The sequence below is a fragment of the Anaerospora hongkongensis genome (assembly GCF_004339805.1).
GTDB classification, from domain to species: domain Bacteria; phylum Bacillota; class Negativicutes; order Sporomusales; family DSM-15969; genus Anaerospora; species Anaerospora hongkongensis.
The window spans coordinates 1-12,952 of record NZ_SLUI01000023.1 but is presented as its reverse complement, the minus strand read 5'-3'; the positions used below and the strand labels follow the sequence as shown (position 1 = coordinate 12,952).

Here is a 12,952-nt window from a genome sequence, read left to right as displayed (position 1 = left end):
AGGGAGAGTTTAAATGTACAGCGGAAATTTTTACTTTATTAAAGATCAATATTTTATTGATTTTCCCGATACCCGCTTAATGAAAAACAAAGAAATAATTAACGGTAGACCGCATAACCGACCATGCTATTATTCGTTTAAAGATGATGCAACGGGTATTTATTGGGCTGTTCCTATTTCTTCTCAAACTCCCAAATATCAAAAATATCACGACGATAAATTAGCCAAGCATGGAGCTTGCTACACAATACATTTTGGGTATGTTTTAGGTGAAAGAAAAGCCTTCTTAATACAGAATATGTGCCCTGTTATACCGTCATATATTAACAATCAGTATCTTAATGCTAATAATGGACAGCCTATCATTCTTCCTTCTAAATTATCGTCAGAGATTGAGACGAAGGCCAAAAAGGCACTTATAATGCATAGAAAGGGCCTGGGATTAATCTTTCCCGATGTGCTGGCAATCGAAACACAATTATTGGCAAAGTTAACTCCGCCTACGCCAATAGTTACACCAACAACTCCGACTACTACCCCATAATATAACCCAAAACAACCGGCCTAATTAGGCCGGTTTATTTTTGTTGATAATTAGTTGTTAAATTTTTTTAACAGATAATTTAGCTCGTTTCGAAGTTTTTCGGCCTCTTCCTTTATGGCTAATTTGCGTTGTTTAATGGTGTCGGCTAAGAGGGATATAATTAGCAGGTTAAAATTATCCTCATTTTGGGGGTCGTGTAGACTTACAATGTCCTGGGCTAATTCCGGAGAGAGCAGCAGCGGAGCCAGGTTGCATTGGACATATCTGTTTTCATATTCTTCCAGAGGTTCTAAGCTGGCTAAATCTCGGGTCCAGTTAGTTACATTATCCATTTGTATCTCCTCTATAGGTTCATGTTAAGGTATACCTTATCGTTTAATTCATCTTGTGTGATGCCTATATATCGTTTAGTAATAGCTGCGGAAGAATGATTAAGGCACTCCATGATATACGCTATGTCTATGCCTTTGCGTAATGCATGGTAACCAAATGTCTTTCGCATTGTATGTGTACCGATGTTCTCGCCGATCTTTGCGAACGCTGCAGCATCGTTAATAATACGCCATGCCTGTACGGTTGATATTGCCTTGTCACCCTTACGACTCTTAAAAAGAAAACCTTCAGTTTGACCACTGTTCTTTAGATAGTCCTTGATGGCCTTCTTGCAGGCATCAGATAGGGCAAATCTTTTAATCTTGTCGGTCTTCTCTTCCCGAATAGTAATGTAGTCCTTACCCGCTACATCATCAACAGTAAGGCTTAGTAGATCACCAATACGAAGCCCTGAGTTAATCCCTATAACAAACATCAGGTAGTCACGTTCATTTGATTTCAATAGATAGTCTTTCATCTTGTTCAGCTTTTTGATATCTCGTATAGGTTCTACAGTGATACAGTCGCCTTTTTTTATTGCCACATTAAACGCCATCCCATATATGTAATATTTATATCTATATTTTACCAAAACATTACATACAATGCGAGAAATAAACCAGGTATTTATAGAAAAAGTTTAACTACGTTATATTCTATATGGCTTTAAGGGCATTTTATGAATGTAATCTTTTTCATAATTCATTACATTGGGTAAATGCTTATTTAGCTTTAACACACTGATGTTCACAATAAAGGGACTGTACTTTAGTGCAGTCCCTTTTATATGTTTATCTACTTCATGTATAGCAGCTCTTCTACTGTTGCAACAGCTTTTAATTGATTTAACTTAGTGTAGAACAATTTACGCACTGATTGCACAGTTATATTTCCTAATTCTACAGAGTGAGGTAAAGGTACGGGTTCTTTTACTTTTATAACCCGCTTATTATCTTTTTCCGGAATTTGGTCGCTTACATCAATAACCTCGGCGTAATGCGTAATAGCAGATATTGGCGCACCGCGATATAAAGCGATATATTTTATTTTATTTCTCCTAGACTCTGCTACACGAACATATCTCCACTCCTGATCGGCAATAAAAATACTACTAAAGTTATCATTGATTGCCGGGAACACTGCTGTATCGTCATCAGGATTAGTATATGATGTTATATCCTGATCCTCTTTCAAGTTTTGCTCTTCGAAAAAATCCTCAGCAGTTTCGATGTATGATGTCAGCGCATCTTCAATAATATCTGTTCTTGTGGTATTTCCATCGTTGGCACTAAACATTGCAGCGACTGTATCAAGGCGCTCAAGTAATTCTTCATTAATGTTGAACGTAATATTTTTTTTCTTTGCAGCAATAGCACCACTAAATCTTGCAAGAATCCGTGACTCAGCCCGAGATGTTTTACCATTTTTATTAATAACCACGACAATCACTCCTTAACATGTATTATGTTTTATATTATATATGTATTCAAAAATATATTCAAGTTCATATTCAAAATTATTTTTAAAATATATTGCGATTGACTTATTTTTCCTTGAAATATATAATATAATTAATAAAACTGCGATACAGGACTGGCAGATCAGTGGAGTACCACAAGGACTGTATCGTTGATTAAGCCGACTGCCTGGGCACCGTTTGAGTGTACTTTAAGTACGCCTCAGGCGGTTTTTGTGTTTTTAAAGGGCAAAAATCACTTCGGAATTGGGAAAGTAGGGAAGGAAAATAAGCGTGCTGAATAATATGTAATAGGGACAAGTCCACTAACCCGCAAAAAAAGACAGAGAAGCGAGCTAGGAACTCGCTTCTCGATTACATAGATATTCTGTTTAAGGGAGGTGAAAGGAATGGAACTGTACTTCTGGGGACTGGCTACGGCCTCAATCGTTTACCAGCTCACAAGGCGCATTAAATCCATCGCTCTTCACATTGAATTCCGGTAAGGCTAAAAGGATAGGCATATTGCCTATCCTTTTTTATACTACTCTTTTCTTTTACTGTCAAGCCGCTTGAGTATAATACTCAACTTATTGCTTCAAGCAATTAATGTAATCTTTAATTAACGATTGCAAAGATGTTAAAAAGCCCGCAGAAGGGAAAAACCAATAACCTAGGGAAATAATAAGTAGATTAATAAGGACTTAATTTATTTTAAAAATTAAGGGGACAAAAATGCAGGATTTTATTGAGAGAATGAATATCCTCTTAAATAGAGGTGTTGCTGCAGTCGACGAGACTTGTTACTTTACTGATAAACCACATGCCGAGCTGATTGAGCAGTTAAAAATGTTTCTTTATAATCATCAACATTTACTCGGAAACATTCAAATTCAAACTACGCAAGCATTAAATGATCATGGGGTTGACTTACTTGTAACTAACCTTAATAATTCTTATAAGGTTGGATTCCAAATAAAAAGTCATTTCGACGTTAAGGAAAAAGATTTTTCGTCAAAAGTAAAAAGCCAACATTCGGATTCAAATGTTTTTGGACTTAATAGATGGTATTTATTAATATGTAGTCCTTTGTGGGATGGAAAAAAAGATTTATCATTTAAGGTTAATTATTTAATAAACACCTTTAAAATGCATGGAGGAGAATATGTTTCTACTATAGGTCCTGATAGTGCAGTCAAAATTTTTACTAGTGGATTAGTCGATACTCAGGATTTTAATCAATCACTAAAGCGTAATGAATCTCCATCAGCTAATTTTCTTTTTACTAAATTTAATATGGGTAATCAAGCGCAGACATTAAGCCGCCTAAACAGCTCACGAGCTTGGCATCAAACAACATCAGAACTCGCATCAACAAAAATTGACTTTGACAAGTTATTAACAAATCTAAGTAAATTAAGCAAACAAACGAGAGTAGTCTTAACTGCAATTATAATAAAATCTATTTCTATATATGGTAACTTAGTAGACTCACTTGTAGCAAATGAATACGACGTTCGTACTGCCTTCAATATTGATCAAAATATTATGATACATGAAGTGAGATTATTGGAGCAATATGGCTTTATTTCTATACAAACTGAGGGCATACATACCTTTCTTGAGGTGCGGAATAAAGATATTGGTTGGTCTATTTTCTTTGACATTAAGAAATTTTGTGAAGCAGAATCTATTCCACTACAAAGTATTATTGTAGAGCTTAACTTTAGCCTGTTTGACTGAGGCCAAGACAAAAATAGCCCTCATTTAGGGCTTCAGCCTATAAAGTGGGGTGTAAACTTGTCAAAAGAAGAAAAAGAAGTTAAAAAACGTCTAAAGATAGCAGCATCTTATATTAAAAAGGGGAATAAATTTAAGAAGTGGGCCGATAACGAAAAATATGAAGAAAAAGCCAAAGAATATAAGAAACGAGCTAAAAATGAATATGAAATGGCAAAAGCAAAGATAGCCACAACAAAAGTAGCAAAGAATATGACATACGGTGAAGCTGAAGTATATGATATTCTTAAGAAAGCTGTTGAAAAAGAAAAGGAGGGTGACGATAAAGCTGTCGAGAAGGCCGCAAAAAAAATAATTGAAGCAGAAAAATAGTGCGATGATTGAATAAATAGGGCATTGCTTACGCCGGAGAAATACAAACAAAAGGAGTATAGTTAATAGGCTATACTCCTTTTGTTTGTATAAAAATTAATGCTATCCTCTGTTTATAATAAAGCTAGAGGTGATGAATATGCTGTTTGATTATATATATAAGGTTGTTATACCGAAAAACATGATAAAAGATGCAAAATTTGCTTTGTTTTCTGCAAAGCGCATGTTGCCGGAGTATATTTTTGATATATCACAGTTAGAAAACAATCCCATTACCTTCCCAGAAGTGAAAACTCTGTTTGACGGAGTATCCGTTGATGGACACACAATCAATGATGTGCAGCAAGTCTTGAATATCATGTACGCTTGGCAACTGGTTTTGGAAGCAGTAAAGACTAATACCTTTAACGTTACTAAAGATATGTTTTGCCGGGTTAATGCGAGGATTGTCGGGTCTAATACGTATCCAGCTTCTTTAAATCCCGATAAATTTGATCGAGAGCTGCCAACCATATTGGAGAATAAAAATGAAATAGAACAAGCGATCCATTTGTTTCTTTGGGCGACACAAAATAAATTTTACCAGGGTGGTAATAAACGCACGGCAAGGTTAATAGGAAGTGGCATATTGCTTAAAGCCGGTTACGGGGTATTTAATATTAGCGCAAAAGATATCAACGAGTTTAACACGTTAATGGCAGATTTTTATGAAAACAACCAGGCTGACAGTATAATTAGATTCCTTGCGGAAAAATGTATAGTATACATCGAAAAATAGTCTATATGTGCGCTGGAGAATAAGGCATTTAAAGGGGGCTACCGCCTGTAAGGACGGTTGCTCCCTTTTTATTTATACTTTTTAAACAATATTTTTTGATTTACTTTCAAGTCTGAAAGGCCGCGAATTTGCTAGGTTTTCGGGCTATTTGCTATACTATATTTAACACTGTAAATTAGGACGGTTTTATGAAAGTAAAATACATCGGCGAAAGTGATTCAATGCGGTTTGTGTATGGGAAAGTATATACCGTTCTTGGAAAAGAAGGGCCATTTTGGCGAGTCATTGATGAAACTGGAGAAGATTATCTATATACACTGCAAAATTTTCAGATTGTAGATGAGACCGAATATCTGCGCAGTAGCGAAAAAAATTACAAAAGATTATTGCAATCTATACGAGAAATTGATAGCAAATGAGGTGTGATTTATGACTAAAGAAGAGAGACAAGCTCTTGTTTTAGCTAAGTTTAAAGAGTGGGGAATAACTGTTAGCTTGCTTGATCCGGCTGCAGCTCCGGCCTCCCTGAAAGGAGATATACCTATCGTTGTCCGAAACGGCAACCCCAAATTGCTTTTAATTTCATTTTCTCAATCCCCGCATTAACAAATATTTACTATCATTTTCTCGTAAAAGGCAAGGGCCAATGTAAATGCGCTACGAACCCTTGATTTATCTGGACTTATGCCATGTAATAAGGCAAGGCATAATGCAAAAACGTGTAAATTTTTCTCGGTTCCACGATGACTTTTTTGAAGGGAACGAAGACTTAATGCAAAATATTCGTTGCTCCACATGTGGCAGTGCCAATGTAGTTAAGACTGCAGACTTTCGGAAGGAACATACTTGTTTGGCGTGTGGATGGTGTTTCTGGACTGCAGCCGAGGGGAGCTCGCCGTCTTTAAGAGTACGCGACTTGCATAAGTGGTGCAAAGCTAATGAGCGTGATCCGGAATCACTAACCGAAGTCGAGCGCAATAAGTTTATTGGACCTAAAACAAAGTAGCCCTGCAAAATTGCGGGGCTACTTTGTTTATAACACCGGGTTAAAAAGTTATAAGAAGTTATACTTTTTACACCCTCCGTTGCGGCCTCTTGAGTTAAAAAAGTGCATTTTATTATAACTTTTTAACTTTTAACCTGAAACAAATTGCAGTGCTGGCTGTCTTCTGAAAGTATTTGCGCTTCTCGCGCCTGGCTAAATCAATCTAGTAAGCGTCTTTGTTTTATAAACCCTGTTGCTGTTTCTTCCTTTTCATACTTTGTAGCAAAGAATCATAATCCTCAATCTTAGACTTATAGCCGCACCAAATTTCGCGTGTTGGATTGATGTTATCGCTATAGACGTAATTGCACACGTAGCAATCATAATACAAAATTGTCTTCCAACCTTTAGCTGGGCAACCTAATGACAACCACCGTTCATGAACTGCTTTAACTGAGCAAGTTTCATATAAGGCCGTCATTATAACATCGTCTTTAATACCATTAATTTTAGGACTATGTAACCATTTTTTGCGGTCATCTTGTTCTATAAGGCGTTTTCGCAAGACTTCATCGTCGTATCCTTTAGCGTGAAGGTCTGACAAATCAACCTCTATTGCTGAATAATTCATACTTTTGATACGGTCTAGTTTGGATTGATCAACCGCATGTGAAACTCGTATTTCTACAAGCAGCTCTCTACCATGGGCTTTTGTTTTGGCGAAGACATCAGGGATGATATTGTCTAGGTGCTTTTCTAGCCATACATTATCTAAAGTGACTTTTTGAGGGGTTATAATGTTGAACTCACGTTTCCTCATGCGACAAGGCAATTGTATCGAATATCCGGGAACAAATATGGTTTTTGCCTCCGCAATAATTTCCTTGGCTCGTATATGTAAGACTGTTTGGAGACCAGTAGAGCAGTCATCCCCGTTATGGTGTGCAAAATGGTGTGTTTTCTTTTTGCCTTTGCGTGCTACAAGCGGGACTTGACACGACGGACAAACAACATCTTCTTGAAGTCCTCTATCTACATCATTGACCGACACTAAAGTATCGCCGCGTTGACCAAATGGCAGCATTATTTCACCCCCTGCCCCAAAAAGCGTTTTTGCGTTTCCTTTTTAGTATTGAATCAAGTAAGATACAGAATCCCGGAGCAGGGTTCTAATCGTGTAGAATTACACTATTTTTGCAATATTTGCTTCAAACCCCTTAACTTCCGTTGGCAAATCGATTACATTACTTCTTTCAATGATGCTTTTTGATTTTTCCGGGTAGTTAGCCACAAAAAAATCAATGCATTTGGATTTTGACCAAGACTTTTTAGGGGAATACCTTGGGTCATCCATTAGAACGAGCAGTTCTTCCTTGGTGAAAAGGCTATAGACAATGCTTGGATCATAACTCCTTATAATCAAACCAGCAGCCATTAGTTCGTTTATCGTATGATCAAAATTTATACCTTTTTGCCTAGTTTCATAGAAGGTCATTTCGGCTGCATCTTTCCTGTAGGGATTAGGAAACTGTCGATAAGCTAAAATGTCATGAAAATGGAGACGGGCAGAATTAGATAATGAATGAATTCTTTCGCGAGTAGCTTCTAGCGTATTGGGTATAGATTGTGTGTTATATACTGGTTGTCGGATATTTAAAAGTCCAAGTTCGTTAGCTAGTCTATAGATATGTTTACAGGGAACTTGACGTTGTTGAAAGTCTCTGCAAGAGCATGACCCTAAGGTAACCTGGCAACTGTTAATAGTCGCCGTTTGTTGATCGTTATTAATTCTTTCTATAACTACCTCTTTCATTCTGTTCTGACGTTTTTGCTGATTATATACTAAATGTATTCTACTGTCCCAATTGCCCCAAGAATTCTTTTTCGGATAAGCAGCTTTGAAGAATTCTGCATCGTTGTATAGTTCGCTCATGAGGTAGTACATATGCTTACACGGTTTTTGTCTCTTTTGGAAGTCGGAACAAGTGCAGTCTAGGGGAGTTACCGTAAAGCGATTATAAACAGCAATTTGATTAGCCGGATCATATTCACTAATCACACTAACATCATTAAGTTGCTTGACCCTCGTTTGTTGTGCAGGTTCAGAATGAATTTCTTCGGGCCATTTTCTCCATAAATCCTCACCTGGTCCTCCGAAACTTGGAGTTTTAGAACATCGTTCAAAGGAATCTGTCCCTGATATTTTATCGCTAGAATTTCGATTAAAAAAAACTGCAACTAGAACAATACCAATAACTAAAATAATAGCTATCATCATACGTAAATCACCCCATAAAAAACGGATCGTTTTTTAGACCTTCTGGTAATTTTGAAAAACTCCTGCAACATCCCATTCAGCGAGAAAATGAACCTAAGCTAATAGCAAAAATGAGTACCGAACTTAATGATCGGTACTCATTAAATGTGAGTTGAAGTCTACATCCTTTACTGGTAATTTAGGTGGAGTCCGGGGCTTCCTGCCTATTCTTCATTATCCTCATAGTCATCACCTAATATTGCATTAACTTCTTCACTGAATTCATCGCTTACAGATGGAGAGCTGTTAATGTGGTTCATCTTGATATATTCCGCTTGTCCTTTCTTTTAGGATACATAAGCGTTAACTACATAGCCATCTTCTACCCAAATTGTTATTCTAGGAGCATTTACGTGATCGACCTTTGCAGTGTAATACGTATAATCGCCGTTCTGTTGCTTCTCTACATAAACATAGCTTTCGCCCAGATAAGAATAATCTTCGAATGCGCAAATTACATCTTCTTTAAAGTCATCGGATTTTTCCATGCCGATCAGATTTTTAATTATCTCGTCTAATGTAATCATTCCTGGCGTATTAGCTACAATATAAGCCTGTAAAACACTCTCTTTAATAAGATGACGCTTGCCCTCTCTTACTGTTGTCAGCTTACCTTTTTGGATTTTATAGTACACTGCTTTTACGCCAACTCTTAGGATTTCTGCTACCTCTTCGGTTGTGTACATTGTTTCAATCATTTCATCTTCCGTCCTTTCAAAATAAAAAAGTAGGGGTAATACAAGTTGCAGCTCTGCGCTGCGCGTTGTATATCCCTACTAATTTTTTATATGTAATATGAAATTGTTCTATATGTATATATTATACTGCCAAATATTGATAAATACAACTAAATACTGCTAAAAATTGAAATTATTTTTAAATAACTCTCGTTATCTCCATATATCTCCGTTTTTCTTATACCAATATTATTAACTATGTGCAATAAAAAGATGGTGTGAAGCCGCTAAATGTCTGGAATTATAAAATAATCGGCTTACCTTTTATCTTATACCAAATGATATTAACCAAATGCAATAAGCCCTATTGTGTTGTAAAAATAGTACATTGTATATATCTATAGTTCAGTATATACTAACACTGACGGAGGGTTGATCCTGCACCGTCGCCCCCTACAGGACCAGTTTTGTAGGGCTAAAAACCCTCTTTCGCTCATGGGCGGGGGTGTTTTTTTTATTTTTCTGCATTGCTAATAACAAAAGGACCGCATTTATTGCGGTCCTTTTGTTATTAGCTTATTTGTGAAGGTTTTATTTGCATCATTCCAATGCGAGATACCTTGTAAAAATGCCCATCTTGTAGCACTTGTCCATTACCTACAGCTACTGGCCCCCGGACCTGGCTGTAATGGAATGTCTGGCTTGTACCGGGGTCTGTGTAGTAATACTCGCCATTAACCATGCTGATTGAGCTAGTGATCCAAACCGGTTGATACGTTGTTCCCAGTATTACTTCTTCTTGCCTCTTAAGGTCAGCAATCGACGGCTGTGGAGTTTCTTCCACCTGGCTGTGTATTTCTGACTGTGTATTATAGGCTGATTCTTCATTTTCAGATTTGCGTTTTGTCGATTGTGGTGCTACATATGGAGTTTCTTCTTTTTGGGGAACAGGTTCAGATGGTGTTTTAGCACGAGATGCTTCTAACCGTTTTGCGATTTCTTCATTTTTTTTGACTGCAGCTTCCCCGAATAGTGCAGATGCTGGAGCTTTTATTGCTGCCGGCGATAGTGTCCCTAAAGCTGCAGCCTTCCGACGATTGGTTATTACAGTTGTGGCAATTAATCCTGCTCCTAATGCGACTGCAGCGCCTTTAGCACCTTTGCTAGCAGCTAATGCTGTTGCCATTAAAAGCAATCCTTTTAAGGTCTGTGTACGCTTTTCAGACTGTTCTTCTTGTTGGTTGGCATCAGACCAAGCGTTTTTAGGATTGCCATCCTTATCGATATTTACGTTTAACTGCCCCTTGCTTGCCTGATCGCTGTTAGCGTGCTCTTCAGCTTTTACGGCAGTAAATCCATCAGCCTTAATATCGGTGATCGACTGACCGGCTTCTAGCTTTGCGATTTCAACTGCAGTTAACTGTTGTGCTGTTTCCATATCAGCCAAGGAATATTCTTCGCTTGCGGTGCCGGCAGTTTGACCTATCTGCGCAACATTCAAGGAGAATTTAGAGCTTACCGGTGTTACGGTTTTAGTTTTCGCTCTTACAACCGTATAAGAGACTGTGTAATCCAATCTTCCTTCCGGAATGTTATCCGCGACTACTCTCCAGCACGTAGGAGTATCTAGTCTAAGTGCAAGCGTTTCAGGATTATTTGTTTCTGTATTGGTTACGGTCCGGCGAATAACAATATCCTTAATCTGTACATCGTTTTTTGTGGTTAGCATGTAGCTCATGGCGAGTTGCTTGCCAGCCAATAAATTTGGTGGATATGTGCCAATTACGAGCTGATAGTCGGCCTGCCGGTCTTCATAGGGGATGTTGTAACCTTTATTAGCGATTTCTGGCTTTGCTGGTTCAGCAAGAGCAATTTGCATTGTACTTATCATCACCGCACAACCGAGAACTGCTATCAGCAGTTTTTTGTTGAGCATTTTTACACCTCTTTTATAGTTTTTTGAATGTGCGTAATTATAGCATAAGGGATTGTTAAAACGAAATTTTGCACAGTACAAATCCATATAAAAAAGAGCCTGGTCAATGACCAAGCTCCATTTTGTATTTACTTCTTATTTATGGCATTGAGCATATCTGCTATCGTCCAGGCCGGTGTGTCTTCACCTCGTGGAGTCGCTATAATCTGACCACCCAGATACACTGTTCCATTTTCATTTACCCAAGCATCACCTAAATTTTTAGGGTTATCATGAAAGGCCCTACTAAGGTTACCTGCTATTATGTAAGTACGCTCTTCTGCTTCATAGCTGCCGGCTTTATTTACTGTCATTAGGTCTTTTCCATCAAGCGTAATAGTCGTTTTTTTGACACTAATCCGGTTACCACTGTACTCTGTCATCCATTTCTTGTGGTTCTCAATACGTTTTCTATGTGCAGGGTGATCAGAAGGATTGGCGAAAGCAGCCAATACATTTTGCTCCCCTTCCCCACTTTTGGCAATTATTCTTGCCCAAACAGCAGCACCAGCGCCCGGGTTGAATCCTGATTCTGTAGCATAGTGAAATCCGCGCCGATCCGCATCTGACTCATTTTTTTGGGACCAATTTCCATTTTTAACTTGCTTATAAACAATATTTGTAAATATTTGTGAAAAATTATCATCATTTTTATTAAGATACAAGCCTGCAAGTGCTTGCAGTCCCAATACTTTATCTATATCTTTCATTAGGTGCTCGCCCTGACCGTGCCCAATTTCGTGGCCTATTACCATCGCAAGTTCGTCTTGATTGTTGTTCAAAAATTTATAAACACCGTCATTAATTGTAATTACATTGCTTGGATATCTGGTAGCATTAAACGCCTGATTAGCGTTGTTATGAAATAAAAATGGAGTTTTTATTTGCTCAGTTTTTTGAACAGATGCAATAAGCTTTGTAGATATACTGTCAAGAAGTTCAGCGGTTTCTGGATTATAAGAAGTACCAAAGTCTTTTTCAATCGAATTCATCATATCCGGTTTACCGTTGGTTTCTAATTTCTTAATTTCGTCTTTTGCCAGTTTAATCTGCAAGCCAACACCTAATATTTCTAAACCAGTGGCGCTAACAGGCTGGGAGATGAGTGGGAAAGACAATATAATTGCAATTACTCCAGTTGTTACTAATCGTCTTAAACTCCGACAATTTGGCATTTTAACCCTCCATTGGTATTTTTATCCTTCAATGATACTTAAATATAATACAATATTAATAATTGTAAATTCAACACATATTTTATATTTATAATGAAATTTCAGTTTATTTATTTTACCTCTAAAAACTGGCATAAAAAAGACCGGAGTAAAGTCCGGCCTAGATATAAAAATATGACCCCCTGTTAAGACAATAGAAATAATGCGCAGGTTCCGTAGCATTATTTCTATTGTCCCGATTAATCGCAATTAACCGAATCTTTTTCCGTTCCCCAACAACGATTATAGATTTATCAGCAATGGTTACCCATATTGGCTGGCACTATCATCGATCCGAGCTGCAGAGCTATTGCGTCGATGATAGTGCCGTTAAAACCATCTTTATAGAATATTTTAAACCTACACTTCCGTATTCACTTCCGGTTCCGCTTCCATATTTGGAGGCGCTTTTGTTTGCTCTTTTATGCTGTCCCAAACTCCCCTATAGAGTAGTTTATCTCTCTCCCCTTCCCGTAAGTGAAGATTTAACTAAAAACCCATAAGCCCGTATCAATTAAAAAA

The 12,952-nt window shown here is 37.5% G+C and carries 14 protein-coding genes and 1 riboswitch; of the genes, 6 read left to right on the top strand and 8 right to left on the bottom strand.

Going from position 1 to position 12,952, the window contains the following annotated elements:
- The first annotated feature begins 13 nt into the window (after nucleotides 1-13).
- Complete coding sequence (gene cptIN / locus EV210_RS21480) at nucleotides 14-544, top strand: type III toxin-antitoxin system CptIN family toxin (protein ID WP_132083504.1); 531 nt, start codon at nucleotides 14-16, stop codon at nucleotides 542-544.
- A 50-nt stretch (nucleotides 545-594) separates the two neighbouring features.
- Here the strand turns inward: cptIN and EV210_RS21475 are convergent, their stop codons facing one another.
- From EV210_RS21475 to EV210_RS21465, 3 genes are all read right to left on the bottom strand, one after another.
- On the bottom strand, nucleotides 595-876 hold the full coding sequence (locus tag EV210_RS21475) for a hypothetical protein (RefSeq protein ID WP_132083502.1): 282 nt from the start codon (nucleotides 874-876) through the stop codon (nucleotides 595-597).
- Between the two features lie 11 nt (nucleotides 877-887).
- Nucleotides 888-1,460 carry a site-specific integrase gene (locus EV210_RS21470; protein WP_243650672.1) on the bottom strand — a complete coding sequence of 191 codons (573 nt, stop codon included), beginning with the start codon at nucleotides 1,458-1,460 and terminating at the stop codon, nucleotides 888-890.
- 251 nt (nucleotides 1,461-1,711) lie between these two features.
- The gene (locus EV210_RS21465; protein WP_132083500.1) at nucleotides 1,712-2,356 is read right to left on the bottom strand and encodes a hypothetical protein; all 645 of its coding nucleotides are present in this window, start codon (nucleotides 2,354-2,356) and stop codon (nucleotides 1,712-1,714) included.
- A gap of 139 nt (nucleotides 2,357-2,495) precedes the next feature.
- Nucleotides 2,496-2,575, top strand: a riboswitch (ZMP/ZTP riboswitch).
- A gap of 532 nt (nucleotides 2,576-3,107) precedes the next feature.
- On the opposite strand from EV210_RS21465, the gene EV210_RS21460 reads away from it, so the two are divergent.
- From EV210_RS21460 to EV210_RS22805, 5 genes are all read left to right on the top strand, one after another.
- On the top strand, nucleotides 3,108-4,115 hold the full coding sequence (locus EV210_RS21460; protein WP_132083498.1) for a hypothetical protein: 1,008 nt from the start codon (nucleotides 3,108-3,110) through the stop codon (nucleotides 4,113-4,115).
- Nucleotides 4,116-4,172: 57 nt separating this feature from the next.
- Nucleotides 4,173-4,484 carry a hypothetical protein gene (locus EV210_RS21455; protein ID WP_132083496.1) on the top strand — a complete coding sequence of 104 codons (312 nt, stop codon included), beginning with the start codon at nucleotides 4,173-4,175 and terminating at the stop codon, nucleotides 4,482-4,484.
- A gap of 139 nt (nucleotides 4,485-4,623) precedes the next feature.
- Nucleotides 4,624-5,262: a Fic family protein gene (locus tag EV210_RS21450; RefSeq protein WP_132083494.1), complete on the top strand. Its 639-nt coding sequence runs from the start codon at nucleotides 4,624-4,626 to the stop codon at nucleotides 5,260-5,262.
- Nucleotides 5,263-5,450: 188 nt separating this feature from the next.
- Nucleotides 5,451-5,681 (top strand): hypothetical protein, encoded by a 231-nt coding sequence (locus tag EV210_RS21445; protein WP_132083492.1) that lies wholly within the window; start codon nucleotides 5,451-5,453, stop codon nucleotides 5,679-5,681.
- 10 nt (nucleotides 5,682-5,691) lie between these two features.
- Nucleotides 5,692-5,868 (top strand): hypothetical protein, encoded by a 177-nt coding sequence (locus tag EV210_RS22805; RefSeq protein ID WP_165898992.1) that lies wholly within the window; start codon nucleotides 5,692-5,694, stop codon nucleotides 5,866-5,868.
- A gap of 620 nt (nucleotides 5,869-6,488) precedes the next feature.
- On the opposite strand, the gene EV210_RS21440 is transcribed toward EV210_RS22805, so the two are convergent.
- The 5 genes from EV210_RS21440 to EV210_RS21420 form a co-directional block, all read right to left on the bottom strand.
- Nucleotides 6,489-7,331, bottom strand: coding sequence for a competence protein CoiA family protein (locus tag EV210_RS21440; protein WP_132083490.1), 843 nt, complete (start codon nucleotides 7,329-7,331; stop codon nucleotides 6,489-6,491).
- A gap of 99 nt (nucleotides 7,332-7,430) precedes the next feature.
- On the bottom strand, nucleotides 7,431-8,525 hold the full coding sequence (locus tag EV210_RS21435) for an SWIM zinc finger family protein (RefSeq protein ID WP_132083488.1): 1,095 nt from the start codon (nucleotides 8,523-8,525) through the stop codon (nucleotides 7,431-7,433).
- A gap of 326 nt (nucleotides 8,526-8,851) precedes the next feature.
- Nucleotides 8,852-9,262, bottom strand: coding sequence for a helix-turn-helix domain-containing protein (locus EV210_RS21430; protein WP_132083486.1), 411 nt, complete (start codon nucleotides 9,260-9,262; stop codon nucleotides 8,852-8,854).
- A 550-nt stretch (nucleotides 9,263-9,812) separates the two neighbouring features.
- A complete protein-coding gene (locus EV210_RS21425) occupies nucleotides 9,813-11,177 on the bottom strand; it encodes a hypothetical protein (RefSeq protein ID WP_132083485.1) in 1,365 nt (454 codons plus the stop codon).
- Nucleotides 11,178-11,305: 128 nt separating this feature from the next.
- Nucleotides 11,306-12,391 (bottom strand): M48 family metallopeptidase, encoded by a 1,086-nt coding sequence (locus EV210_RS21420; protein ID WP_132083483.1) that lies wholly within the window; start codon nucleotides 12,389-12,391, stop codon nucleotides 11,306-11,308.
- Between the last annotated feature and the right edge of the window lie 561 nt (nucleotides 12,392-12,952).